Raw genomic sequence first — 24,213 nt, forward strand, 5'->3', positions numbered from 1 at the left:
CCGGCGCCGGACCCTCCCTGATCCACCACACCGAAGTCCTACACACCCAACCCCAACCCACCCACAGCTGACCGATGCCCCAGTCTCCTGCAATCGCAAGATGGGAACTTCTCAGCCCAAGCAATAATCTTGGGGAGGCTTCTCAGATGGACCGAAACCAGGAGACTGGAGGGTTGGCTATGCGGGTGTCCGCAGACGAACGACGAGGACAGCTGATTTCAGCGACCCTGGAACTAATGAGGCGTAAAGGCGTTCAGTCAGTAACCATGCGGGCTATCGCCAAGGAGGCCAACGCTCCGTTGGCCACCGCCCATTATTGCTTCGACGACAAGAGCGAACTCATGGACGCGGCCGCCGAAGCATGGTTGAAGAACTTGAACCTATTCTCCCACGAGATTTCGGTTCACCTGGGACTTCGTAAGGCCGTGGAACAAGTGGCCGAAGAGTACTGGCGTTCATTGACCGAAGAACCCGCAAGCCTCCTCGCTGAGATCGAACTCATTCTGTGGGCAACCCGTAACGCAGCGGTAAGTCCGCTGGCGGCGAAGATTTACCCCGCCTATGTGGTGGAGTTGGGGAATATCTTCTCTGCCGCGGCCAAGAACAACGGTGATCAGTGCCAGATGGACATGACCACGCTTGTCCGGTCATTCCTGATGATCTACGACGGAGCGGCCATCCAGTACATGACCGATCCGACGGCAACTGATTTCCGGTCCATGTTTTTCACGATGGTGGATGCGCTTTTGATCAAGGCCGGCGTCTAAACACAACGGCCACAACGGCATCCACCCGACAGGGTGACTTGAACACTTTGCACTGACCACAGTGCGAGGGATGAGTTGGTGATGGGCGTGGTTCTTCGTTGACCTTGCCCGCCCCGTCAATCTCGAGCCTCATTCGCGGTTGGCAAGAAGTGGATCGGTGTGTCCCACCACGGGCTCGACTTTTGAACAGCCGGAAATCCGGTATGAGAAGTGTTCTCCTCGAGAATTCACGAATAAGTGTCCGCATTGCGGATTGCGCTGAAGAAACGGTTATGAAATGACGAAATTCAGTCCCCAGCCGTCGACGCTGACGACGGGGAATGCCATCGATTCCTGGCCCGCCAAACCCATGGAAGCCTTGAAGGTCGAATGGCCCCGCATGCGCTGCAGGTTCATCAACGCCGACCCGGTCGGCGCCTGGAACGATTTCATCCTCTCCGAGTGGGAACTGGAGAGCTGCGGCTGGGAAGACTTCCACCCCCACACCGAGACCGCGTTCGTCATCGAAGGTGAGCTCCACATCGAATGCGATGGCGAGTCGGTCATCCTGGGGCCCGGCGATTCGGCTCGCGTGAACGCCGGACGCACCGGCCGGTATTCGGCGCCCGTGTACGCCCGGATGCTCGCCACCTACGGGCCCAACCCGGACGGTATGGAATCCCACTCCTTCCGGTACTTCGAAATCTGAGTTCGGTGTCCCCGCATAGCCGCGCCAGCCCAGGCTCCTGACGATCTCAACAGGCGCCGGCGTGAGCTGGCACAGGGAGAGACATCAGGAATGTCCTCCCGCCTCCAACTGAAAATGGCCAACCCGATATCCGCCCGTCTCGTGCACCTCTACGGCGGTCATGGGTGCCGCGAAGCAAGCATCCGCTGCCGGCCCGATTCATCCTGCTGCAGGTCAGCCCTTCCACCAGCCAGCAGAACTGTTCGAAGTTTCACCGCTACCAAAGGAAAATCTCATGAGTCAAGATACTTTGGATGGAGTTGATCACCTGAAAAGGTCGATCGACTGGAAGCAGGGCCTGGCCATCGCGCTGGGTGTGCCCCTGCTGATCCTGCCGTCCTTGGGCTACCTGCCCAGCTACGTCGCGGCAGCCGCAATCCTCATCTGGGGTCTGTCGATCCTTCAGACCTTCTTTCAGAACACCGCCTACGCCGAACTGGCCACCACATTCCCCGAAGCCTCCGGCCTGCCCGGCTTCGTGCAGCACGTGTTCCGCACCGAGAACTACAAGGGCAAATACGACAAGGGCAAACTGCTCGGCGGCTCGTGCGCGTGGTTTTACGCCCTCGCCTGGAGCTCCGTACTGTCGATCTTCTCCATCCTGGTCGGCGGCTACCTCGAGGCGCTGTTCCCGTCGCTGGCCAACCACCTCACCTCATATCAGCTGGGCCTGCTCTCGGGCGTTGTCATCTTCACCCTGCTGTCCGTGGTGAACTGGTTCGGCCTCAGGGACGGCGCCATCCTCGGCTACATCCTCGCCGCAGTTTCCCTGATCCCTCTGGCCGTCCTGACCATCGCACCCTTCGCCACCGGCCACGTCGACATGGCCAACATCACCGGCAGCTGGGCACCGGCCGACTGGTCGTGGAACTCACATCACATCCTGATCCTGTTCGGCCTCTTCGCTATCGCGCTGTGGAGCACCGGCGGGTGGGAAACGGCCGCCATCTACGCCCCCGAATACAAGAACCCCGGCAGGGACGTCCCCAAGGCGCTGTACACCTGCGGCGTCATCTGCTTCTTCTCGTTCGTCCTGGTTCAAGCCGTGGTCATCGGCGTCCTCGGCGTCGATGGTGTTCAGGCCGAACCGATCTCACCCCTCGTCCCCGTCGCCCATGCCGTTTTCGGTGACGCCGGCACCACCATCACCATCATCATGCTGATCGCGGCGATGATCCTCATCATCCAAACCGCGTACCTGGGTTCCGCTCGCGCCCTGCACTCCATGGCAGAGGAGGGCAACCTGCCCCGAGTGCTCGGCCACACGAATCGGCGGGGAACCCCGTTCATCGCCATGTTCGCCGCCGCGGCATTCAACCTGGCGCTGCTCTTCATCGGATCTATCCCGGCAATCCTGGCGGCGTCCGCCATCGGCTACACCGCCGCCAACGGCATCGGCCTGTTCGCCTACGTCAAGGCCAAGACCAATCCCGCCTTCGCCAACCTGGAACGGCCCTTCAAGGCGCCCAAGGGCTGGAAGTGGGTCGCCCTCGCCTTCGGTCTGTTCAACCTGCCGCTGTGTGTGATCGGTGTGGTCTACCTCAACAGTCTCGAAATCGGCTGGACCTCAACGCTACTCGGCTTCGTGGTGCTGGCGTCCTTCATCCCGATCTGGCTGTACACGCAGCACGAGGTGAGGTCTCGCGCCGAGAAAGAACGGAGATCTGCCACGAACGCAGCAGACGATGTCATCGCCACCCAACAGGTGGACCGAAGCGTGATCTGAGTGGCGCGGTAACCGGAGAAGCGAAGACCCTGCAGTTCATCAACTGCAGGGTCTTTGCGTGGATCTTTTGCGGCCCAGAGGGTTTCGCGTACCCGCGGCAGTTCAGCTGGGCGGGGCCACCTTTGGTGCCTTGGCTGTCGGCAAGCCGTTACGCCGGACGAATTCACGTGACTTGATGAGGAATTCGAGTTGCTCAGCCACATCGCGCAGCGGCTCGGCGGTGCGCGACGAGCGGCACAGCACCACGGCGCCTTCGAGTGCGGCGATACACATGACTGCCAGCGATGCGGCGTCGGGTCGGTCGAAGCCGTCGGCGGCAAAGGCTCGGGTCAGCGCGGCGCGCCAGCGGCCGAAGATCTCGCCTGCTGCTTCGGTGAGTTGCGGTTCGTCGTCGAGCGGGCCGATCGCCGCGGCGACCACCGGGCAGCCCGCCGTGAAGTCGCTGTCGGCGAGCAGTCGCTCCCAGAACTCCACGAACGTGCGGACCAGCGGCAGGCCCCCGCCCTCGGCGTCCCGGTCGATGACGGTTCCGATGGTGTTGCCCGCCAGTTGCAACGCCTCGGCGAGGATCTGGTTCCGGCCATCGGGGAAATGGTGATACACCGAACCGCGCGGAGCGCCGCTGCGGGACAACACCTCGTCGATGGTCACGCCTGCCGCGCCGCGTTCCCGAAGCACCTCGACGGCGCTGACAAGCATGCGGGTGCGGGTGGAGCCGCGCTTGGTGCGGGGCACCTGGGCGAGCGGAGCGACGGGATCGGGCATCTCGGCGAGCGAAGTTACGGGATCAGGCAACACGTTCCTGGACAAGTTGTGTCGGCCGCCGCAGCAGGCCGCGTGGGCTGACGTGCAGCGTCGGGGCGTGCGGTGTGCGGATCTGGTGGGTGAACCGGTGACCGGCGATGTTGACTTCTACGACCCACATCGTGCACCACCCTTCTATGTTGTCGAGCATATTCAGACATAACCGGCGCTGAGTAACGATCGGCTAACCAGTGTGCTGGTACCTAGCAGAATAGCAGGTTAACAGCTTCCCAATGTGTTTGCTGGCTTGATTGTGATCATTCTGAAATTATGATGCCTTGCATAATTGGACGTTGTGGAGTTGACTCCGTCCATGACCGGTACCAGTGCGTTGACCCTCGAGACGGTGACCTTGGAGCGGGACGGGCATGTCCTGCTGATGGGGCTGAACCGGCCGGAGAAGCGCAATGCCTTCAACGTCACGATGCTCACGGATTTATCCCGGGCCTACGGACTGCTCGAGGCCGACGACGAGCTGAGGGCCGGGGTCTTGTTTGCCCACGGCGATCACTTCACGGCGGGTCTCGACCTCGTCAACGTCGCACCGCACATCGCGGGCGGCAGTCTGCCTGCTCCGGACGACGGACGTGACCCGTGGCGGCTCGACGGCGACTGGACGAAGCCGGTCGTGGCCGCGGCTCAGGGGCGGTGTCTGACACTCGGCATCGAACTGCTGCTGGCGGCCGACATTCGGATCGCCGCTGCGGACACCCGGTTCGCCCAGATCGAGGTGCTGCGCGGCATCTACCCGTTCGGCGGCGCCACCTTGCGATTGCCGCGCCAGACGGGCTGGGGCAACGCGATGCGGTGGTTGCTGACCGGTGACGAGTTCGACGCTGCCGAGGCCTATCGGATCGGGCTGGTGCAGGAGGTCGGAGAGAACGCCGCGGCGGCGATCGCGCGGGCTCGCGAGATTGCCCATACCATCGCCGACCGGGCCGCGCCGCTGGGTGTGCGAGCCACTCTGGCCTCGGCCCATACCGCCGCCAATGAGGGCGATGCCGCGGCCATCGCGCGGTTGCGCCCGGATGTCGCGAAACTGTTCGGCACCGCCGACGCCGCGGAGGGTGTGCAGTCGTTCATCGAGCGCCGCGCGGCGTCATTCACGGGTCGCTAGGTTTGCCGAACAGACGTGAAGGTCCCCTTTTTCGGCAAAAAAGGGGACCTTCACGTCTGCTCGCGCGGGAACTCGCGCGGGGGAAATCAGCCGGCGTTCTCCAGCGCCACCAGAGCGGCCGCGACGGCGAAGAACTTGTTGGCGCCCAGCTGGCGCACGGTCTTGATGTTGAATGCTTCCTCGAGGTGCTTGGCGTCGGCGTCGGTCACGCCGGCCAGCGCCGCGGGCGACGCATCCAGGATTTCCTTGAGGCTCTTCTCCTCGTAAGCCTTGTCGAGCGATTTGGCCAGATCAACCGAGACTGCCATCGGGCTTCTCCCTAGGGTCGTTTGCTACGGGTGGTCGAACGGGCGCCACCGTAACTGGACAACCTGGGCATCGCCTGCCAGTTTCCTGGCAGGGTCACCGCTGCGGAGACCTACTCGGGTGTGTAACCGAACGGCAGCAGCACGCTCTTGGCCTGGCAGTAGGCCTCGATACCCTCCGGGCCGTTCTCCCGGCCGATGCCCGAGTTCTTGTATCCGCCGAACGGCGCGCCCGGGTCGAACGCGTACATGTTCACGCCGTAGGTGCCGGTGCGGATCTTGCTCGCGATCTCCATCGCCTTCGGGATGTTGGTGGTGTACACGCTGCCGGCCAGCCCGTAGACCGAGTCGTTGGCGATGCGGATGGCGTCTTCCTCGGTGTCGAACGGGATCACCACCAGCACCGGACCGAAAATCTCCTCTTGCGCGATGGTCATCGCGTTGTCGACGTCGGCGAACACCGTCGGCTGCACGAACCAGCCCGAATCCAGACCTTCGGGGCGGCCGCCGCCCGTCACGATGCGCGCGCCTTCCTCCACGCCCTTGCGGATGTAGCCCTCGACCCGGTCGCGTTGCTTCTCGCTGATCAGCGGGCCGATCATGGCTGCCGGATCGTCGGGGAGGCCGACCTTCATGGCCGCGACGCCTGCGGACACCTTCTCGACGACCTCGTCGTAGCGGGACCGCGGCGCCAGGATGCGGGTCTGTCCGACGCAGGCCTGGCCGCAGTTCATCAGGCCGGAGAAGATCAGCATCGGCAGCGTGGAATCGAGGTCGGCGTCTTCCAGGATGATCGCCGCGGATTTGCCACCGAGCTCCAGCGTGCACGGCTTGAGCCGTTCGGCGGCGACCTTGCCGATCTCCTTGCCGACCGCACTCGATCCGGTGAACGTGAACTTGTCGATCTCGGGGTTGGCGATCAGCGCACGCCCGGTGTCCGGACCGCCCGGGACGACCGACAGCACGCCTTCGGGTAGTCCGGCCTCGGCGAACGCTCGGACCATCGCGAACACCGACAGCGGCGTCTCGGCAGCCGGCTTGAGGACGACCGTGCAACCGGCCAGCAGCGCCGGGCCGAGCTTGTTCGCGGCCAGGAAGAACGGCACGTTCCAGGCCGCGACCGCAGCGACGACGCCGATGGGCTCGCGTGTCACCAAGGTCTGGCCATAGATGCCGTCGCGGATCTCGCTCCAGCTGAACTTGTCGACGGCGGAGGTGGCGTAGTAGTTGAACGACGACATCGCCGCGCCGTACTGCATCATGTCGACGATGCTGGCGGGCTGACCGGTTTCGGCGGCCAGCAGGAACTTCAGTTCGTCGGCGCGCTCTTCCATGATCTTGACCGCGCGTGCCAGGACAGCGGCCCGCTCGGCAGGTTTCATGCCGGGCCACGGGCCGTCGTCGAACGCGGCGCGGGCAGCGGCACACGCGGCGTCCACATCGGCCTGGGTGGCCAGCGGCACCTTGCCGACCAGCTCACCGGTGGCGGGGGAGTGCACCTCGATCACCTCGGCCGTGGCCGGCTCGACCCACTGGCCGCCGATGAACAGCTTGTCCCACTCGGTCTGAAACGCGGTCGCGGATGAGCTCTGTGTCATGGAGGTCACATTACCCAGTTTCGGGAAAAACGAGAACCTGTTCCAATCGGTGGATTTTCACGGCTGCAGGACGAGCACCAGATTGCTCACCAGAAACTCGCGCAACCGCGGCACCGACGTCATCCACCAAGCCCATCGCGGGTGGTAGCGGGGAAATGCGGCCACCAGCGCTCCTGTGCTGGCCGCCCACTGCAGCCCGTCGGCGGCGGACACCGCGAACAACGACGACCCGTAGTCGTTCTTGGGTCGATGGCCGTGTTTGCGGGTGTACCTCTCCGCGGCACGCGCCCCGCCGAGATAGTGCGTCAGCCCCATTTCGTGCCCACCGAACGGACCCAGCCACACCGTGTAGGACAGCACCACCAGCCCGCCCGGCCGGGTGATCCTCAGCATTTCGTTGCCCAACAGCCACGGGTGCGGCACGTGCTCGGCCACATTGGAGGACAGGCAGATGTCCACGCTGCCGTCGGCGAAGGGCAGTGCCATCCCGGACGCCCGCACGAACATCCCGCCGTCGGCGTCCCCCGCGGGGCCGGCATGCATTTCGCGGGGATCGGGTTCGACCCCGACGTAGCGCATGCCCGCGCTGTCGAACGCGGAGGCGAAGTAACCGGGCCCACCGCCCACGTCGACCACGGTCCGTCCCGCCGCGAGCTCACCGGTGCAACCGGTCCACAGGTCAGTGACCATCGCGACGGTGTCCTCGGCCAGTGCGCCGTAGAACCGGGCGGGGTCGCTCTGCTCGAAGCGGAATTCGCTCAGCAGTTGCACCGAGCGGCGCAGTCTGGCTCGGCGGGCAAAGAGTGCGGTGGGCTGCACCCGCCCAAACTACTCACCGGTACGCTCGACACGATGTCTGACCGTCCCGTCCAGCCGAAGGTTGGTGCTCCTCGCGTACGCGCTGTCCTGCTGCTGTGCTGGCGGGATACCGGGCATCCGCAGGGCGGCGGCAGCGAGGCTTACGTGCAGCGCATCGGCGCATATCTGGCCGCCCGCGGCGTCGACGTCACCTTGCGTACGGCCCGCTATCCGGGAGCGCCGCGCGACGAGATGGTCGACGGCGTGCGGATCAACCGCGCCGGCGGCCCCTACACGGTGTACATCTGGGCGGGTCTGGCGATGGTGCTGGCCCGTATCGGTCTCGGTCCGCTGCGGCGGGTCCGGCCCGATGTCGTCGTCGACACCCAGAACGGCCTGCCGTTCCTGGCCCGCCTGGCGTTCGGCCGCCGGGTGGCGGTGCTGGTGCACCACTGCCACCGCGAGCTGTGGCCGGTCGCGGGGCCGGTGATGGGCCGGATCGGGTGGTTCGTCGAATCGCGGCTGTCGCCGCGGCTGCACCGCCGCAATCAGTACGTCACGGTGTCGCTGCCCTCGGCGCGCGACCTCAACGAACTCGGTGTGGATTCCGGCCGAATTGCCGTGGTACGCAACGGTCTTGACGAGGCGCCTGCGCAGAGTCTGGAATTGCCGCGGTCGGCCACCCCGCGCGTGGTGGTGTTGTCGCGGCTGGTGCCGCACAAGCAGATCGAGGATGCGCTGGAGGCTGTCGCGACCCTGCGGGCCGATATCCCCGGCCTGCACCTGGACATCCTGGGTGGCGGCTGGTGGCAGCAGCGACTGGTCGAGCATGCCGAGTTGCTGGGCATCACCGACGCCGTGACATTCCACGGCCATGTCGACGACATGACCAAACACCGTGTGCTGCAACAGAGTTGGGTGCACGTATTGCCGTCCCGCAAGGAAGGCTGGGGGCTCGCGGTGACCGAAGCCGCCCAGCACGGCGTGCCGACCATCGGCTACCGCGCCTCGGGTGGGCTGACCGACTCGATCGTCGACGGAGTGACCGGATTGCTGGTCGAGGATCGGGACGGCCTGGTCGCCGGGCTCGGCCAACTGCTCGCCGACGGTGTCCTGCGAGTCCAGTTGGGCAGCAAGGCACAGGCCCGCAGCGACGAATTCTCCTGGGCGCAGAGCGCCGACGCGATGCGCACGGTCCTGGAGTCGGTCCGCGACGGGCGCTACATCAGCGGCCTGGTGTAACGGGTGGCACCCATCGAATGAATCACCACCTTGCCGATCGGGTGCGCGGCATCACTTGTGGGAATGCGCTGCTGATCACTCTTAGGGCAAAGATAAGCCCGATCGTGTTTAGTTGAGGCTCGCCCCCGCAATCGCGGCGGGCTGGAACCTCTTCCCGGCCGGTTGATGCTGTGTCATTGATACGGATTCTCGTGGTCCCCAACGATCATCCGGCGGTCTCATGGCCGCTTTCCTGTCCCTGGTTGCGACGATGCTGTGCCGTCGCCAACCGGAGCAACTCGGAATAGCCCGCTTCAAAATCCTTGCGTGCGTTGGCGTCGAATCGGCTCGCGAGGTAATCGTTCAGGTCGTTAGTGATGATTGCAACGAGTTGATCCTGCGACGGATCACGTAGGTCCAGCATCAGGACGTTGTTGTCGCGCAATTCGACGATCTCGGCCTTCTGGTCACCGTCTGGCAGGCGATCCTCGAGCAAGTCGAACATGATCCGCGTCATCGACGAATTCCAGGACCAGTCGCCATCCACGAACCGCACAAAACCGCTCACTACTCGCCTCCTACTATGACAACGTTGGGATTCCGCAGGCCCGCCCAACTCAAGATTTGCGCGCGGACCGGCATGAGTTTCCTCCGGAGTTCGTCGGATGAGCTCGCCCAGGCGTATTTGGAGCCGGGGACATGCATCGCGACCGCTTGTCGGCCGCAGACCGTATCGTGAGCGGCTGGCTACCCTGTTAGCTCCTCGGACTGTGCCCTGGCATTGTGCTGATTTTGGATTGATGCTGCCTTGAGAGGGAGCTGAAGTGTTTTCGAGGTTCATCGCTCCCGCCTCAGAATCACGCCGCGCCAGTACTTGTCGATCTGGATCGAGTGCAGCTGCTTGTCCTGGGGCCAGCCTTGATCGGCTCCAGATGGATTTCCGTGTGTGTCGCCTCTGCGAACTTGCCGAACATCTCACGGACCTTCATGGCGACGGGCTATCTAGGCGGGAGAACTCCAGCATGAAGTCCTTACCGATGCCAAGTCTCGCCAATTTCGACATTGCTAAGTCTATTCGCGCGCAATTAGTTAGCTGAGGGTCAATTTATCCAACTGCGAGGTCGTCATGACGTAATTCGTCGGCGTCGACGCGCACTGCGCACGGTCCGCGCCGCCAGCCCCACGCCCGTGACGATCAGCAACCCCAACCACACAAGGTGCGCGGCGATCAGCAGACCACGATGCGTCGCTGCGGGCGACGAGCCGCCGATCCGCTGAACCACGATGTCGCCGTCGGTTTCGCGCACCACCCAGCCCACCCCCGCGTCGGCCAACTGCTGCGGCGACGCACCCGAGAGCAACATGTCCTGCACGGCACGGGCGCGCGCGCCTTCGCCGGGCACGATGCGCCCGCCGATCGATAGATCACCCGTGGTGAGAACCTCCGCGCGCAGCCAGCGGGGCAGCGGGTCGAGCACTGGGGCGGGCCCCGACCACGAGAACTGCCGCATCACATCCGGCGGCAGCACCGCCACCGGGCGCGGGTCGGCGTTGATCTGGGCGGCCGCGGCGGCCCAACCGGCCGGATAGTGCACGGCCCGCATCTGGCCGCCCACGCCCCACGCCAGATCGGGCAGCACGGCGATCAACGCCACGCAGCACACCGCGGCCGTCGCCGTCGCAGGCAGCAGTCGGCGCAGCGTCACCGGTGCGGCCGCGGCCGCCAGCGTGTAGCCGGGCATGGCCAGGGCCACCCACTTCTGCCCGTCGCGCAGCACGCCCAGGCCAGGAATGGTCCGCACCGCGCTCTCGACGAACGCCAGCCCGGGCCCGGTGGCCAGCAACGCCGGGCCGACGACCGCGACGGCCGCCAGGACCAGCAACGGCAGCGTCATGCGTCGGGCAGGTATGCGTAAGACGACCGGCAGCCCGGCCACCACCACGCCGAGGAGTACGACGGTGGCCAGAACCGCGAACAGCGAGGCCCGGGAGGCCGGTGTGGCCGCACTGTTCCAGATGCCGCCGAGCCCGGCCAGGCTGCCGAGCGTGCCGAGCCCCGGTTCGGCCCGTGCCGCGAACGCGTGAATTCCGGCCGACGAGTCCGCCGCCGACGCGTCGACGGCATCGCCGACCAGCGCGGCCGTCAACCACGGCATCGCGGCCAGCATCGCGGCGGCCACGCTGAGTCCCGCAACCCGCAGGCGGGCCCACCCGTCTCCGGGCACTGCGACACACGTCAGCGCCACCAGCAGGGCCAGCAGCAGACCCGTCGGAGTCAGCCCCGCGACAGCGATCCAAAACGCCAGCGCCAGCGCTGCCCGTCCGCGGGTGCCAGTTGGTCCTCCTCGCGTGTGGGCACACGTGCGCAACCGCACCACCGCCGTCGCCACCCACGGCAGACAGCCGTAACCGACCAGCAGACTCCAGTGGCCCTGCAACAACCGCTCGGCGACGTAGGGATTCCATACGGCCAGCGTGGCTGCGATGAACTGCCCGGGCAGGCCCGGGGACAGCACCTCGGCGGCCAGCCGCGCCGCGCCCCAGCCGGCCAGCCACAGGCCGCCCAGCAGCAGCACCTTGACCACCACGCCGCCATTGAGCACCGCCGAGGTCACCGCGATTAAGAAGTCCTGCGGGAGCGCGCGCGGGGCCGCCTCGGACAGGCCCAGCGCGGCGTCGGTCAGATACGAACGCGGTGTCGAGACCGCGTCGCGCAGCAGCAGGTAGCCGGGGCCCAGCACCGGCGCCGTCACCATCAGCGACAGCACCAGCGCATAGGCCGGCACCCAGAACCGGGAGGAAATCAGACTGGTCGGTCCGGTGGCAGGTCAGACGGGCGCTGTGCGGGCAGCTTCTCGGTCTTGGCTTCCGCTCCAGGTACTTGGATGCCCTGAGTGTCGAAGAAGCCGTGGTCGGCGGTGTCGAGGCCCGGGTCGATCAGCGTCGATTCGGCGCGCAGTGCGAACCAGGCCAGCAGCCCGCCGCCGATCAGGGTGACCAGGCCCAGCGCGGTGAACGTGATGGGCAGAACACGCGACCACAGCGACACCCGGTCGCGTTCGTCGCGGGCAGAAGCCACCTGCGATTCGATGGTGCTCTCGCTGGAGGTCACCTTGTAATCGACGTAGGTGACCTCGGGCTTCAGCGGATCGCGGGCGTAGTACTGGTAGCCGTGGTCGGTGGCCTTGACGATGGTGCCCGAGACCGGATCCACCCAGAACGTGCGCTGAGCCGCGTAGTAGCGGTTCATCGTGATTTCTTCGTCCGGCTCGCCCGGCACACCCCACACCGAGGCTCGCGCCTTGACGGTGCTGTCGACGTCGTCCTCGTAGAGCGACGCGTACTTCACCGGCTCGACCAGCTTGCCGTCGGCGTCGTAGCCGACGTTCTGCGTGAACCGGTAGGTGGTTAGCCCGTTGACGTCTTCTTCACCGTCGTAGTTCGCGTCGAATGGCTTCTGCGCGATCGGGTCGAACATCTGGTAGGTCTTTTTTTCCGTGTCGAACGGGAACCGGTAGGTCAAACCCTCGTGCGGCAGCGCCACGCTGGTGGGCGGCTTCTGGTCTTCCATGCCGCGGGGTTTCTGCACCGAGCCGCCGGGGTTGTTGTCCGACGACACCGCCAGCGCCGTGCTGCGGTTCATGGTGACGGTGTCGACCATGGCCAACAACAGGCCGGTGTCCTGCTGGCGATCGGTCCGCCGCAGGGACGTGCCCACCTGCAGGGTCACCACCTCGGCGTTGGCCGGAGATTCCACGCTCATCTGCTGTTGCATCGCAACCGGCACGTTCCGGTCCACCGAGAACTTCTCGGCCGACAGCGACGCCGGGTCGAACGCGGTTCCGGTGCCCTCGCTGACCAGCGTGGTGTCCAGGTTGAGCGGGATCTTGGCGATCTTGCCCTTGGTGTAGGTCGTCAGCAGCAGGGCGGCGATCAACAGGGCGGCACCCAGCCCCATCAATCCGCATGCTGCGATACGCAGCGCCACAGCGCGGTTCAAACCGGGCCTCCTTTGGTGTGGGCCAACTTGTCCTCAGGGCAAACCCGTTCGACCCTAACAGCACTATTTAAGGCCATTACTTACGACAAGGGCATCCTGTGGTGGCACTTCGGCCCGTTTGGTGTGTTTGCGTCCTCCCGGCACACTGGTCGTCGTGGTGACCCGGCATTCGGACCCGAACTCCGAGGTCGGCGGGACAAGGAGCTTCCTGCCGGCGGTGGAGGGCATGCGTGCCTGCGCCGCCATGGGCGTCGTGCTCACCCACGTCGCGTTCCAGACCGGCCACACCGGCGGTGGCTTCTTCGGGCGCATCTTCGGCAGGTTCGACCTGGCCGTGGCGGTGTTCTTCGCGCTGTCGGGCTTTCTGCTGTGGCGCGGTCACGCTGCCGCCGCCCGCGGATTGCGGCCGCGGCCGCCGACGGGGCATTACCTGCGCTCCCGCGTGGCGCGCATCATGCCGGGGTACGTGGTGGCGGTCGTGGTGATCCTGCTGTTGCTTCCGGAGGCGAAGGCCGACTTCACGGTGTGGCTGGCCAACCTCACGCTCACGCAGATCTACGTTCCGCTGACCCTGACCGCCGGGCTGACCCAGATGTGGAGCCTGTCGGTCGAGGTCACCTTCTATCTGGCGCTGCCGTTCCTGGCGCTGCTGGCGCGCCAGCTTCCGGTGCGGGCCCGCATCGGGGTGATCACCGCGGTGGCCGTGCTCAGCCTGGCCTGGGTGTGGATCCCGTTCGACGGCAGCACCGGGCAGAACCCGTGGAACTGGCCGCCCGCGTTCTTCTCGTGGTTCGCGGGCGGGATGGTGCTGGCCGAGCTGACGGTCACGCCGTTCGGCCGGGCGCACCGCCTGGGCCGCAACCCGCTGCTGATGGGGTTGGTCGCGCTGGTGGCGTTCGCGATCGGGGCATCGCCCATGGCCGGGATGGACGGGCTGCGCCCGGGGTCGGTCACGCAGGTCACGCTGAAGACGGCGATGGGTGCGGTGCTTGCCGCCGCACTGCTGGCGCCGCTGGTCCTCGACCGGCCCGACACCCCGCACCGCATCCTCGGCAGCCGGGTGATGGTGACCCTGGGCCGCTGGTCCTACGGTTTGTTCGTGTGGCACCTGGCCGCGCTGGCGATGGTGTTCCCGATGATCGGGGAATTCCTGTTCAACGGTGGCATGCCTGCGGTCCTGGTGCTGACGCTGGTGTTCGGTTTCGCCATGGCTGCGGTCAGTTACGCCGTGGTGGAGTCACCGTGCCGAGAGGCGTTCCGGCGCTGGGAGTACCGCCATCAGCGTCCGGTCCCGCCGCTGGACAGCTCGATCACCGACGAACCCGAACCCGAGCCGCAGCCCGCGCTGCGCTGAGATGTCGTCGGGCGGCCGTGCCTACTCGTTGACGAGGTAGGGGTTCGGCGTCGCGGCCCAGATTCGTTCTGCTGCGCGGCTGTCCTTGTCCTGCAACGCTTTCAAAAGCTTGTTGTGCAGGGTGAGCGCATGGTGGGAGATTCCGTCGGTGACATCCGGCTGCTCGCGCAGCTGGGTCCTGACGGCACCGCGCAATTCGCTGTAGAGGTCGACCAGCAGCACGTTCTTGGTGGCCGTGGCGATCTGCATGTGGAATGCGTAGTCGGCTTCGACGAATGCTTCCGGGTCATCGTGCTGCGCTGCGATCTCGCATGCCTGCGCAGCCTCCCGCAGCTGTAGAAGGTCTTCCTCGGAGCGGTTCCGCGCGGCCAGGCCGGCGACCGACATCTCGAACGCGCGCCGGACATCGAACAGCTCGGCAATGCTGGCGCGCCTGATCTTGTCCGTCAGCGTGTCGCCCGCACCAGGCGTCGCCGAGACGTAGGTGCCGTCGCCGACCTGCACGCGGAGTACACCGCTGTGGACGAGCGCACGCACGGCTTCGCGCACTGTCGACCGTCCCACCCCGAAGCGTTCCATCAGCACCGGTTCCGGGGGCAGCCTGTCACCCACCTTCAACTCGCCGTTGGTGATTGCGGTCTGGAGCTCGCTGATGATCTGGTCGGCCAGGCGCAGCCGGCTCACCCGGTTGACGGTGGGAAGGACCGAATCGGCCTTGCCGCCGCCTGATTTGGCGCGAGACACCACTGACGGACCCTCCATGGATTGGGGTGATGGTCTGACGTTTCGTTGTGGACGATACAACACCGCCCGCCGCACCGCGGATCTGTAGGGCGGGGATTGACAACGGACCGTTGCCGCGTCAATGATCAGACGTCTGCTGATCTGATGGATATGGAGGTAGCGAGGATGGCAAAGCGAGTCATCGTTGTCGGAGCGGGCAACGCAGCGTTGGTGGCGGCGTTGGCCGCGTCGGACGCCGGCGCGGATGTCACCGTGCTGGAGAAGGCGCCCCGGGACCAACGCGGGGGCAACACGCGGTACACGGCAGGCCTGGTGAGGTTTGCCTTTGAAGAATTGTCCACCGTGGACGAGCTTTTGGGTAACGACGCGGCAACCAGTGGTGCGGTGACGGTCGAGCCCTACACGGCGGAGACGTTCACGAACGCGATCATGCAGACATCGAGGGGCGAGGCCGATCCGGATCTCACCGAGTGGCTGGTCTCGGAAAGCCAGGATGTCCTGCGCTGGATGAAGGGCCACGGCATCGACTTCGAGTTCGCGCAGTATCTGACGACGGCCGAGGGCGGCAAGACCGTCTACCGCAACGGGTTGGTGCTGCAGTCCGCGGGCGGCGGTGAAGGCCTCACCGCGATGGAGTTCGCGGCCGTCGAGCGGGCGGGCTGCGAAATCCGTTACGGCACCGCGGCAATCGATCTGATCAGGGACGACATCGGTGGTGTGGTCGGGGTGCGGATCCGAAACGATTCGGGATACACCGAAGACCTCTACGGCGAGGTGATCCTGGGTTGCGGTGGGTTCGAGGCCAACCCCGAGATGCGGACCAGGTATCTGGGCCCGGAGTGGAACCTCGTGAAAGTGCGTGGTGTTCCGTACAACACGGGCGAACTGCTCGACGCAGCCCTGCGCGTTGGTGCCGCCACATACGGGCACTGGGCCGACTGCCACGCCGCGCCGATCGATGTGAACTCGCCCAAGCAGGGGACACTCGAAACGGGTGAACGGACGAACCGGACGAGCTTTCTGTTCGGCATCGCCGTCAATGAACAGGCTGAGCGGTTCATCGACGAGGGACGGGACTGGGCGCCGCAGAACTACGTCGCGGTCGGCAAGGCAGTTCTCAAGCAGCCCAACGCCATTGGCTACCAGTTGTTCGACGACAAGGTCGCCGAACTTCTCGACCCGCGCTACGGCGACGCAACGGTGTACCAGGCCGACAGCCTGCCGGAGCTCGCCCGTCAGGCCGGGCTCGACCCGGAGAAGTTCGCGCGGACAGTCCGTGAGTACAACGCGGCCGTCGATGATCTCGTCGTCTTCGACAGCACGGTCAGGGACGGTAAGGCGACGCGCGGGATCGATCCGCCGAAGAGCAACTGGGCACAGCGAATTGATACGCCGCCGTTCCGGTTGTACCCGTTCACGGGCGGCATCACGTTCACGTTCGGTGGTCTGCGGATCGATCGTGGCGCGCGGGTCCTCGACGCGGGGACGGGGACGCCGATACCGGGCTTGTACGCCATCGGCGAGATGACCGGAGGGTTCTTCTACCACAGTTACCCTGCGGGTTCGGGCCTGGTCTGTGGCTCGGTCACCGGGCGGGCAGCGGGCGTTGCGGCAGCTGCCGCGGCGCTGCGTGGTGCGACGCCCGCGGCGGCACTCTCCTAGCGGGGCTGCCCCACACCCCTCCTCCAGGGGCAGCGACATCTCCACGCAGGGCGTCCGCGTGGAGGCGGAGCCTTGCCGTCGATTCGGTACTGGCGGCGGCAAGGCTCCGTGCTGTCTGCGAAAAGCTCATGAACACAACGGAATTCGTCGAAATCGAAAGCCTCGAACCGATTGACAGACATCAGACCATCTGATGATATTCCTCTCGTCCGGCCCCAGTGGCACACATCACAGAAGGAGCGCACAGGTCATGGACGAAACGCTCGTGAGTCAAGGCATCACCAGGAAGACACCGATGCACGCCGCACTGGCCAGCCTCGCCGGCACGGTCGTCGAGTGGTATGACTTCTTCATCTACTCGACCGCCGCCGCATTGGTGTTCGGTCACCTGTTCTTCCCGAAAGCCAGCCCCACCGCCGGGCTGATGGCATCGTTCGCGACCTTCGCGGTGGGCTATTTCGCCCGGCCACTCGGCGGCGTGATCTTCGGCCATTTCGGAGACCGCATCGGACGCAAGCGCACCCTGGTCGTCACGTTGTCGATGATGGGTGGCGCGACATTTCTGATCGGCGTGCTACCGACCTACGGCTCGATCGGGGTTTGGGCACCCGCCCTGTTGGTCGTACTCCGGTTCATCCAAGGTCTCGGGCTCGGGGGCGAATGGGGCGGAGCGGTATTGCTGGCCGTCGAGCACGCCCCGTCGGGAAAGCGCGGACTCAACGGCAGCTTTCCTCAGATCGGGGCGCCCGTAGGGCTTTTGCTGGCCACCGGAACCTTCGCGGTGCTCGGCGGACTGCCTGACGACCAGTTCATCGCATGGGGATGGCGGGTGCCCTTCCTCTTGAGCGTCGTGCTGATCGCCGTCGGATTGTTGATCAGGACCAGAATCGCCGAGACCCCATCCTTTCAGCGCGTCAAAGACGAGGATCAGGTGGCGCGCAGGCCCATCGTGGAGGTACTGCGCACCCAGAAGCGGGAAGTGCTGCAGGCACTGGGCATGCGGTGGGCCGAGAACATCTCGTTCTACGTCTTTGCGACCCTGCTGATCAGCTATGCGACAAAAGAAGTGGGCTTCTCTCGCACCACGGCGCTCATTGCCGTCACCGTCGCAGGCGCTTTCGGTATCGTCGCTCTCCCGTTCTTCGCTGCGCTGTCCGACCGGGTCGGTAGGCGCAGTGTCTACATGGCCGGGGCCATCGGCGTTGCAGCCGTGATATTTCCGTTCTTCTGGCTTGTGCAGACCGGACACCCCGCGATGCTGTGCGTCGCCGCTGTGCTGATGGCCACGCCGTGGGCAGCCATGTACGGGCCGCAGGCCGGATTCTTCGCCGAGATGTTCAGCGCCCGGCACCGCTACAGCGGCATGTCGCTCGGGAGCCAGTTGGCTTCGACATTCGCAGGTGGTCCGACGCCGTTGATCGCCACGGCACTCATGGCAGCAGCCGGCGGATCGCCGTGGCCTGTCTGCGTTTACGTCATCGCCACGGCGGCCGTCACATTGTTCGCGGCCGCATCGACCCGGGAAACCTATCGGGACGACAACGGATTCAGTGGTGTCAGATCGACCGTTCAGGCGCGGAACACCTAGTGGTACGCCATCATTCGCACATGTCCACAGGCAATGCCAGGAGCCTCCGGCACGCCTGCCGACGAGATAGTGAGGAGCACTCTGCAGATGATCAATGACAGCCGATTGGACAGAACGGTGGCTGACGAACTGATGTCACTTGCCGACGTTCTGATACCCGAGCAGGCGCCATGAGACCGGCCCTCGTCCACCGGGCTCGCCGACTACTTCGTCGACGCGGTCAGAGTGCAGCAGGACCAACTCGACCTGGGCGCCTTGCGGGCGACGTGGCTGGACAGCCCGCGCGACGAGCCGCTCGAGGCGGCGCGAGCGATCGAACAACGGATGCCTGCGGCGTTCACCCTGTTTCGGCAGATCTGTTACCTGGGCTATTACGCCCAGCCCGAGGTGGTGCGGGTGTTACAGAGCGAACTGGATTGCGACTATCACAGCCCGCCGCAACCGCAGGGCTACGTCATGGATCTCGACGAAGCCATCCCGCCTCCGAAAGTGGGGCACTACACCCCCACCAACCATGTCCGAAACATTCGTCTGGAGACCGTGTCATGATGCTGGTTACCTCGCCGAAGACCCCGACCGACGACGTCGACGTCGTCATCGTCGGATCGGGAATGGCCGGCGGTGCGCTGGCCAAGCGGCTGAGCGACGGTGGTCTGCGCGTCGTGTGTCTCGAGCAGGGACGCCCGCTGCATCCGGCGGAACTCCGACACTTCTCCGACACGTGGGAATGGGACAAGCAGCGCGAGTGGAACGTCCACCCGAATGTGCGCCGGCTGCCGCAGGATTACCCGATCGGTGGTGAGCCGCACAGCATCCGCAACAGGAACGATGTGGGCGGCAGCCTCAACCACTGGTCGGCGCACTGGCCACGATTCAAGCCGGTGGATTTCCGGAAGGGCACCGAGCACGGCCTGGCGCCCGACTGGCCCATCACCTACGAGGACCTGGAACCGTACTACGACATCAACGACAGGGAGATGGGGATCTCGGGCCGCCCCGGCGACCCCGCCTATCCGCCGCGTACCACGCACACCACGCCACCGATACCGCTCGGCACCTTCGGCCGGACGATGGCCCGTGGATTCGAGAAGCTCGGCTGGCATTGGTGGTGGATGGACAACGCCATCATCACCAAGCCGCTGGACGGCCGGTTGCCGTGCAACCATTGCGGCCAGTGCATTCTGGGCTGTCCACGATCGTCCATCTCCACTTCGGCGACCGGGTATCTCCCACGGGCGCTGGCCAACGGTGCACAGCTACGCACGGGATGCCGCGTCGAGCAGGTCATCGTCGACGGCGATACCGCGCGGGGTGTCATCTACGTCGATATCGAGACGGGCCAACGGTATCGGCAAGACGCCAAGGCGGTCATCGTCGCCGGTAACGGCATCGGCACACCGAGGCTGCTGCTGGTGTCCGCCAACTCCAGTCATCCAGATGGATTGGCCAACAGCAGTGGACAATTGGGGCGCAACCTGATGTACCACCCGCAAGCCTTCGTCGAGGGGATCTTCGAGGAATCCCTCGACGGGTACAAAGGGGCGCGGGGTGCTCCGCTGTTCAGCCAGCAGTTCTACGAAACCGATCCCAGTAGGGGTTTCGTCAATGGTTTCACCGCGCTGGTGGTCCGCGCTCCGGGCGCAGGCGTTGCGGCGAACGGGTATTGGACCCGCGAGCCGGTCCCGTGGGGTCCGGATCATCACAAGGAGTTCGCGCGGCTTTTCGGCCATCACGCCTGGATCATCGTCATGGCCGAGGAACTACCGTCACCGACCAACCGCGTGATCCTCGATCCCGAACTCACCGACTCCACCGGCATGCCCGCACCCAAAGTCGAGTACCGGGTACATCCGAACGATCGCAAGCTGGTCGAGTTCGGCATCGCCAGAAGCCGCGAAGTCATGACGGCGGCAGGTGCCTACGATGTCACCGATTCCGGGTTACTCGACCCGCCACCCGGATATCACCTACTGGGAACCGCCAGAATGGGCACGGATCCGGCTGATTCGGTGACAAACCGTTGGCACCAAGCGTGGGACATCCCCAACTTGTTCATCTGCGACGGCAGCTCGATGCCCACCAGCGCGGGCGTCAACCCCACCCCGACCATCGGGGCCATGGCGGTGCGCCTCGCCGATTTCCTGGTCCGGGAAGGCAACGTCCTTCTCGGCAGCGACAGACCCCGATTGGCCGACGAGAGAATGGAATCCGTTCGATGACGACACTATCCACACCACCAACCGTCGAGACACTCAAGATGCTGATCGGAGGCCGCTGGGTCGAGGCGCAGGACGGGCGCCGCGCGGACAGCATCAATCCGTTCACCGGAAACGTCTGGGCCACTGCGCCTTTCGCGGGCATTGATGATGTCGACGCCGCGGTCCGCGCTGCCAGATCGGCATTCGAGGGTCCGTGGGGGTCCATCACCGGCGCCGAACGGGTCAAGCTCCTGCTGCGGTTCGCAGATCTGCTCGAGGAGCGCGCCGAGGAGCTCGCAGTCACCGAATCCACCGACAACGGCAAGCTGATTCGAGAGATGGGCGCTCAGATGAAGGCCCTACCCGGCTACTACCGGTATTTCGCCGGCTACGCAGACAAGATCCACGGCGAGACCATTCCGACCGAGAAGCCCAACTTCTTCACCTATACGACGCGAGAACCGCTCGGCGTCGTCGGCGCGATCCTGCCCTGGAACTCTCCGCTGCTGCTGCTCACCTGGAAGCTCGCTCCCGCGTTGGCGGCGGGATGCACGGTGGTCGCCAAGGCCGCCGATCAGACCCCGGCGTCGGTGCTCAAATTCGGTGCGTTGTTCGAAGAAGCAGGTTTCCCGCCCGGAGTCTTCAATGTGGTGACGGGCGATGGCCCGACCACCGGCGCCGCGCTCGTCAGCAACCCGGGTGTCGACCGGATCTGTTTCACCGGGTCGAACGCCACCGGAATCCAGGTGATGAAGAACGCGGCCGACAACATCACCAGGGTGACGCTGGAGCTCGGCGGAAAATCACCCAACATCGTTTTCGCGGATGCGGACCTCGACGCGGTCACCAACGGTGTGCTCGCCGGGATCTTCGCCGCCACCGGCCAAACCTGTGTCGCAGGGTCGAGGCTGCTCGTGCAACGCGAGATCTACGATCAGCTGGCGGAACGACTCGTCCGGCGCGCCAACGACATCCGCCTCGGCGATCCTCTCGATCCCGCCAGCGAGATGGGCCCGGTGGCGTTTCAAGCCCAGCTGGACAAGATCCTGGAGTACATCCGGATCGGGCAGGCCGAGGGTGCGGTGCTCGCCACCGGCGGTGACCGTCCGACGGCACCGGAACTGGGCAATGGCCTCTTCGTCAGCCCGACGATCTTCACCGGTGTGGACAACGCGATGAGGATCGCCCAGGAGGAGATCTTCGGCCCGGTGTTGTGCATGATCCCGTTCGAAACCGAAGATGACGCAGTGCGGATCGCCAATGCCACACCGTTCGGCCTCGGCGCCGGAGTATGGACCCTCAACGTGCAGCGCGCGCACCGCATGGCCCGGGCACTGCGGGCGGGCACCGTGTGGGTGAACGCCTATCGCACCCTGTCCTGGGCGGCGCCCTTCGGCGGGTTCAAAGGCAGCGGGATCGGCCGCGAACTGGGGCTGGAATCGCTGCACGAATTCACCGAGACCAAGTCGGTGTGGATCGAGACGTCCGGCGCATCCCAGGATCCGTTCCGGATGGGCTGACGACGGATGGGCTGACGACGGATGGGTTGACGACAGACCGCGAGCGTGAATCCTCTGCGAAAAACGGGCGAAATCTTCGCAGAGACTTCACGTTCGGCGATGCGGACCTCAGCCCTGGTGGGCTTTCACGACGGCGATGGCGTCGGGAGTGACCGGGTCGAGGATGTCGTCGAAGTCGTGGTGGGTCTTGACGTACTTGGCGACGTACGGGCAGACCGGGACGATGCGCTTGCCCGCCGCGCGGGCATCGGTCAACGCCGCGGACACCAACTCGCCTGCCAGGCCGCGCCCGCCGAATTTGTCGTCGATCTCGGTGTGGTAGAAGATGCGCTGGTCGCCGGAGTCGACATAGGCCGCGAGGCCTGCGTGCTCGCCGTCGACGGTGATCTCGTAGTGGTGCGCTGCGGGAATGTTGCGAACTTCAGCCATGTCTTCACTATGCCGCAGTGGCGCTGGCACGATCATGTAGATGGCCGTGCCAGCAACGTCGACGTGGGCGCCGCTGGCGTCGCCGATCTACCGGGCACTGTGGATCGCCCAGTTCGTCTCCAATCTGGGCACGTGGATGCAGACCGTGGGCGCTCAGTGGATGCTGGTCGGGGATCCCCGGGCTCCGGTCCTGGTGCCGTTGGTGCAGACCGCGACGACGCTGCCGGTGATGCTGCTGGCACTGCCGTCGGGGGTGCTCGCCGATCTGGTCGACCGGCGTCGACTCCTCGTCGCGACCCAGGGGGCGATGGCGGCGGGGGTGGCGGCGCTCGCGACCCTGACCGGGGCCGGCCTGGCCACTCCGACCGTGCTGCTGACCCTGTTGTTCCTGATCGGGTGCGGGCAGGCGCTGACCGCCCCGGCGTGGCAGGCGATCCAGCCGGATCTCGTTCCCCGCGAACAGATTCCGGCCGCTGCCGCGCTGGGCAGCATGAGCATGAACGGGGCGAGGGCCATCGGCCCGGCCGTCGCGGGCGCGCTGGTGTCCCTGTCCGGCCCTACGCTGGTGTTCGCGCTCAATGCGGTGTCGTTCGTCGGCATCGTCGTGGTGTTGCTGCTCTGGCGTCGGCCCGCCACCGAGCGGTTGATGCCTGCCGAACGACCACTGGCTGCGTTGAGCGCGGGCGGCCGGTTCATCCGCAGCTCACCGATCATCCGGCGGATCCTGCTGCGCGCGGTGTTGTTCATCGCGCCCGGCAGTGCGCTGTGGGGTCTGCTCGCTGTCGTCGCTCAGCGTCAACTCGGCTTGTCGTCATCGGGGTACGGGCTGCTGCTCGGCGCACTCGGGGTGGGGGCGGTGCTCGGCGCCTTTGTGCTGGGCCGGCTGCAGTCGACGTTCGGTCTGAACAAGCTGCTGATCATCGCGGCGCTCGGATTCGCCGGGGCCACCGCGGTTTTGGCACTGGTCCACAATTTCGGTGCCGTCCTGGCGGCACTCGTCATCGGTGGCACGTCCTGGCTGCTGGCCCTGTCGACGCTGAACGCCTCGATGCAGTTGAGCCTGCCCGCGTGGGTGCGTGCTCGCGGGCTGTCGGTGTACCAGCTGACGTTCATGGGCGGTCAGGCCATCGGTTCGCTGGTGTGGGGTCTGGTCGCGGGCGTCACCACCAGCGTCACGGCCCTCTTGATCAGCGCGGGGCTGTTGGTGTTCTGCGCGGTGTCGGCGTGGTGGTGGCCGCTGCATGCGCGCACCGGAGATCTCGACCTCACCCCGTCGGCGCACTGGCCGGAGCCGGCGCTGGTGTTCGAACCGGATCCGCCCGACGGGCCGGTGCTGGTGCTCATCTACTACCGGGTCGAACCCGACGACGAGACCGGGTTTTTCGCCGCGATGACCGTCCTCGGCCGGTCCCGGCAGCGCACCGGGGCCGCGCAGTGGCAGGTGTTCCGCAGCGGCGAGGAGCACAGCACCTTCGTCGAGGCGTTCGTGGTGCGGTCGTGGGATGAGCACATCCGTCAGCACCGCACCCGGCAGACGGGGCAGGACCTACTTATCGAGCAGGCCGTCGCGCGCTGGGTACAGGGGGAGCCGGTGTCGCAACACCTGATCGCGGTGAGGACATCTTGACTGTGAGGGGCATCACAGTAATATGACC

At 65.6% G+C, this 24,213-nt stretch carries 22 protein-coding genes; 12 read left to right on the forward strand and 10 right to left on the reverse strand.

Annotated elements, in window-relative coordinates; all coding sequences use genetic code 11:
- Positions 1-179: 179 nt before the first annotated feature.
- The 3 genes from RMCB_RS34270 (at position 180) to RMCB_RS34280 (ending at position 3,220) form a co-directional block, all read left to right on the forward strand.
- The gene (locus RMCB_RS34270; RefSeq protein WP_029371143.1) at positions 180-767 is read left to right on the forward strand and encodes a TetR/AcrR family transcriptional regulator; all 588 of its coding nucleotides are present in this window, start codon (positions 180-182) and stop codon (positions 765-767) included.
- A 277-nt stretch (positions 768-1,044) separates the two neighbouring features.
- Positions 1,045-1,455, forward strand: coding sequence for a cupin domain-containing protein (locus RMCB_RS34275; protein WP_234792354.1), 411 nt, complete (start codon positions 1,045-1,047; stop codon positions 1,453-1,455).
- 274 nt (positions 1,456-1,729) lie between these two features.
- Positions 1,730-3,220: an APC family permease gene (locus RMCB_RS34280; protein WP_062832309.1), complete on the forward strand. Its 1,491-nt coding sequence runs from the start codon at positions 1,730-1,732 to the stop codon at positions 3,218-3,220.
- Positions 3,221-3,322: 102 nt separating this feature from the next.
- Here RMCB_RS34280 and RMCB_RS34285 read toward each other — a convergent pair whose 3' ends face one another.
- Positions 3,323-3,985, reverse strand: a complete 663-nt coding sequence (locus RMCB_RS34285) for a TetR/AcrR family transcriptional regulator (protein ID WP_062832310.1) — start codon at positions 3,983-3,985, stop codon at positions 3,323-3,325.
- A 22-nt stretch (positions 3,986-4,007) separates the two neighbouring features.
- Positions 4,008-4,145: a hypothetical protein gene (locus tag RMCB_RS36210; protein ID WP_165606367.1), complete on the reverse strand. Its 138-nt coding sequence runs from the start codon at positions 4,143-4,145 to the stop codon at positions 4,008-4,010.
- Positions 4,146-4,337: 192 nt separating this feature from the next.
- Between RMCB_RS36210 and RMCB_RS34290 the strand changes: the two genes are divergently transcribed.
- On the forward strand, positions 4,338-5,141 hold the full coding sequence (locus RMCB_RS34290) for a crotonase/enoyl-CoA hydratase family protein (protein ID WP_062832311.1): 804 nt from the start codon (positions 4,338-4,340) through the stop codon (positions 5,139-5,141).
- 86 nt (positions 5,142-5,227) lie between these two features.
- Here RMCB_RS34290 and RMCB_RS34295 read toward each other — a convergent pair whose 3' ends face one another.
- From RMCB_RS34295 to RMCB_RS34305, 3 genes are all read right to left on the reverse strand, one after another.
- Positions 5,228-5,449, reverse strand: coding sequence for a hypothetical protein (locus RMCB_RS34295; protein ID WP_062832312.1), 222 nt, complete (start codon positions 5,447-5,449; stop codon positions 5,228-5,230).
- A gap of 110 nt (positions 5,450-5,559) precedes the next feature.
- The gene (locus tag RMCB_RS34300; RefSeq protein WP_029371699.1) at positions 5,560-7,044 is read right to left on the reverse strand and encodes an aldehyde dehydrogenase; all 1,485 of its coding nucleotides are present in this window, start codon (positions 7,042-7,044) and stop codon (positions 5,560-5,562) included.
- Between the two features lie 57 nt (positions 7,045-7,101).
- A complete protein-coding gene (locus RMCB_RS34305; protein ID WP_062832313.1) occupies positions 7,102-7,863 on the reverse strand; it encodes a class I SAM-dependent methyltransferase in 762 nt (253 codons plus the stop codon).
- A gap of 33 nt (positions 7,864-7,896) precedes the next feature.
- Between RMCB_RS34305 and RMCB_RS34310 the strand changes: the two genes are divergently transcribed.
- Positions 7,897-9,084 carry a glycosyltransferase family 4 protein gene (locus tag RMCB_RS34310; protein ID WP_062832314.1) on the forward strand — a complete coding sequence of 396 codons (1,188 nt, stop codon included), beginning with the start codon at positions 7,897-7,899 and terminating at the stop codon, positions 9,082-9,084.
- 205 nt (positions 9,085-9,289) lie between these two features.
- Here RMCB_RS34310 and RMCB_RS34315 read toward each other — a convergent pair whose 3' ends face one another.
- The 3 genes from RMCB_RS34315 to RMCB_RS34325 all read right to left on the reverse strand — a co-directional run bounded on the left by RMCB_RS34315 (position 9,290) and on the right by RMCB_RS34325 (position 13,063).
- On the reverse strand, positions 9,290-9,631 hold the full coding sequence (locus tag RMCB_RS34315; RefSeq protein ID WP_062832315.1) for a hypothetical protein: 342 nt from the start codon (positions 9,629-9,631) through the stop codon (positions 9,290-9,292).
- Positions 9,632-10,187: 556 nt separating this feature from the next.
- The gene (locus tag RMCB_RS34320; RefSeq protein WP_109784530.1) at positions 10,188-11,819 is read right to left on the reverse strand and encodes an MmpA family trehalose lipid delivery protein; all 1,632 of its coding nucleotides are present in this window, start codon (positions 11,817-11,819) and stop codon (positions 10,188-10,190) included.
- Between the two features lie 47 nt (positions 11,820-11,866).
- A complete protein-coding gene (locus tag RMCB_RS34325; protein ID WP_029371693.1) occupies positions 11,867-13,063 on the reverse strand; it encodes a cell envelope lipid trafficking protein PgfA in 1,197 nt (398 codons plus the stop codon).
- A gap of 226 nt (positions 13,064-13,289) precedes the next feature.
- On the opposite strand from RMCB_RS34325, the gene RMCB_RS34330 reads away from it, so the two are divergent.
- Positions 13,290-14,417: an acyltransferase family protein gene (locus RMCB_RS34330; protein WP_062832459.1), complete on the forward strand. Its 1,128-nt coding sequence runs from the start codon at positions 13,290-13,292 to the stop codon at positions 14,415-14,417.
- Positions 14,418-14,438: 21 nt separating this feature from the next.
- Here RMCB_RS34330 and RMCB_RS36880 read toward each other — a convergent pair whose 3' ends face one another.
- On the reverse strand, positions 14,439-15,161 hold the full coding sequence (locus tag RMCB_RS36880; protein WP_305802560.1) for a FadR/GntR family transcriptional regulator: 723 nt from the start codon (positions 15,159-15,161) through the stop codon (positions 14,439-14,441).
- 165 nt (positions 15,162-15,326) lie between these two features.
- Here RMCB_RS36880 and tcuA point away from each other — a divergent pair, with 165 nt between their 5' ends.
- From tcuA to RMCB_RS34360, 5 genes are all read left to right on the forward strand, one after another.
- Entirely contained in the window at positions 15,327-16,823 is a 1,497-nt protein-coding gene (gene tcuA / locus RMCB_RS34340) for an FAD-dependent tricarballylate dehydrogenase TcuA (protein ID WP_062832318.1), read from the forward strand.
- 250 nt (positions 16,824-17,073) lie between these two features.
- Complete coding sequence (locus RMCB_RS34345; RefSeq protein ID WP_029371689.1) at positions 17,074-18,411, forward strand: MFS transporter; 1,338 nt, start codon at positions 17,074-17,076, stop codon at positions 18,409-18,411.
- Positions 18,412-18,636: 225 nt separating this feature from the next.
- A complete protein-coding gene (locus RMCB_RS34350; protein ID WP_062832319.1) occupies positions 18,637-18,960 on the forward strand; it encodes a hypothetical protein in 324 nt (107 codons plus the stop codon).
- Positions 18,957-20,630: a GMC family oxidoreductase gene (locus tag RMCB_RS34355; protein ID WP_201028393.1), complete on the forward strand. Its 1,674-nt coding sequence runs from the start codon at positions 18,957-18,959 to the stop codon at positions 20,628-20,630. Before RMCB_RS34350 ends, RMCB_RS34355 begins: the two co-directional genes overlap by 4 nt.
- Positions 20,627-22,129, forward strand: coding sequence for an aldehyde dehydrogenase (locus RMCB_RS34360; RefSeq protein ID WP_062832320.1), 1,503 nt, complete (start codon positions 20,627-20,629; stop codon positions 22,127-22,129). Before RMCB_RS34355 ends, RMCB_RS34360 begins: the two co-directional genes overlap by 4 nt.
- 108 nt (positions 22,130-22,237) lie before the next feature.
- Here the strand turns inward: RMCB_RS34360 and RMCB_RS34365 are convergent, their stop codons facing one another.
- Positions 22,238-22,558: a GNAT family N-acetyltransferase gene (locus RMCB_RS34365; protein WP_062832461.1), complete on the reverse strand. Its 321-nt coding sequence runs from the start codon at positions 22,556-22,558 to the stop codon at positions 22,238-22,240.
- A gap of 40 nt (positions 22,559-22,598) precedes the next feature.
- Here RMCB_RS34365 and RMCB_RS34370 point away from each other — a divergent pair, with 40 nt between their 5' ends.
- A complete protein-coding gene (locus RMCB_RS34370) occupies positions 22,599-24,185 on the forward strand; it encodes an MFS transporter (protein ID WP_062832321.1) in 1,587 nt (528 codons plus the stop codon).
- Positions 24,186-24,213: the final 28 nt, after the last annotated feature.

Origin of the sequence: Mycolicibacterium brisbanense, from assembly GCF_001570425.1 — a bacterium.
GTDB lineage: Bacteria > Actinomycetota > Actinomycetes > Mycobacteriales > Mycobacteriaceae > Mycobacterium > Mycobacterium brisbanense.

Excerpts from the sequence above, each read along its gene's own strand:
- RMCB_RS34355 (WP_201028393.1), top strand. The coding sequence starts at position 18,957 with ATGATGCTGGTTACCTCGCCGAAGACCCCGACCGACGACGTCGACGTC.
- RMCB_RS34275 (WP_234792354.1), top strand. The coding sequence starts at position 1,045 with ATGACGAAATTCAGTCCCCAGCCGTCGACGCTGACGACGGGGAATGCC.
- RMCB_RS34300 (WP_029371699.1), bottom strand. The coding sequence starts at position 7,044 with ATGACACAGAGCTCATCCGCGACCGCGTTTCAGACCGAGTGGGACAAG.
- RMCB_RS34295 (WP_062832312.1), bottom strand. The coding sequence starts at position 5,449 with ATGGCAGTCTCGGTTGATCTGGCCAAATCGCTCGACAAGGCTTACGAG.
- RMCB_RS34345 (WP_029371689.1), top strand. The coding sequence starts at position 17,074 with ATGGACGAAACGCTCGTGAGTCAAGGCATCACCAGGAAGACACCGATG.
- RMCB_RS34285 (WP_062832310.1), bottom strand. The coding sequence starts at position 3,985 with ATGCCCGATCCCGTCGCTCCGCTCGCCCAGGTGCCCCGCACCAAGCGC.
- RMCB_RS34370 (WP_062832321.1), top strand. The coding sequence starts at position 22,599 with ATGGCCGTGCCAGCAACGTCGACGTGGGCGCCGCTGGCGTCGCCGATC.
- RMCB_RS34330 (WP_062832459.1), top strand. The coding sequence starts at position 13,290 with ATGCGTGCCTGCGCCGCCATGGGCGTCGTGCTCACCCACGTCGCGTTC.
- RMCB_RS34290 (WP_062832311.1), top strand. The coding sequence starts at position 4,338 with ATGACCGGTACCAGTGCGTTGACCCTCGAGACGGTGACCTTGGAGCGG.
- RMCB_RS36210 (WP_165606367.1), bottom strand. The coding sequence starts at position 4,145 with ATGTGGGTCGTAGAAGTCAACATCGCCGGTCACCGGTTCACCCACCAG.
- RMCB_RS34310 (WP_062832314.1), top strand. The coding sequence starts at position 7,897 with ATGTCTGACCGTCCCGTCCAGCCGAAGGTTGGTGCTCCTCGCGTACGC.
- RMCB_RS34270 (WP_029371143.1), top strand. The coding sequence starts at position 180 with ATGCGGGTGTCCGCAGACGAACGACGAGGACAGCTGATTTCAGCGACC.
- RMCB_RS34320 (WP_109784530.1), bottom strand. The coding sequence starts at position 11,819 with ATGGTGACGGCGCCGGTGCTGGGCCCCGGCTACCTGCTGCTGCGCGAC.
- tcuA (WP_062832318.1), top strand. The coding sequence starts at position 15,327 with ATGGCAAAGCGAGTCATCGTTGTCGGAGCGGGCAACGCAGCGTTGGTG.
- RMCB_RS34280 (WP_062832309.1), top strand. The coding sequence starts at position 1,730 with ATGAGTCAAGATACTTTGGATGGAGTTGATCACCTGAAAAGGTCGATC.
- RMCB_RS34360 (WP_062832320.1), top strand. The coding sequence starts at position 20,627 with ATGACGACACTATCCACACCACCAACCGTCGAGACACTCAAGATGCTG.
- RMCB_RS34365 (WP_062832461.1), bottom strand. The coding sequence starts at position 22,558 with ATGGCTGAAGTTCGCAACATTCCCGCAGCGCACCACTACGAGATCACC.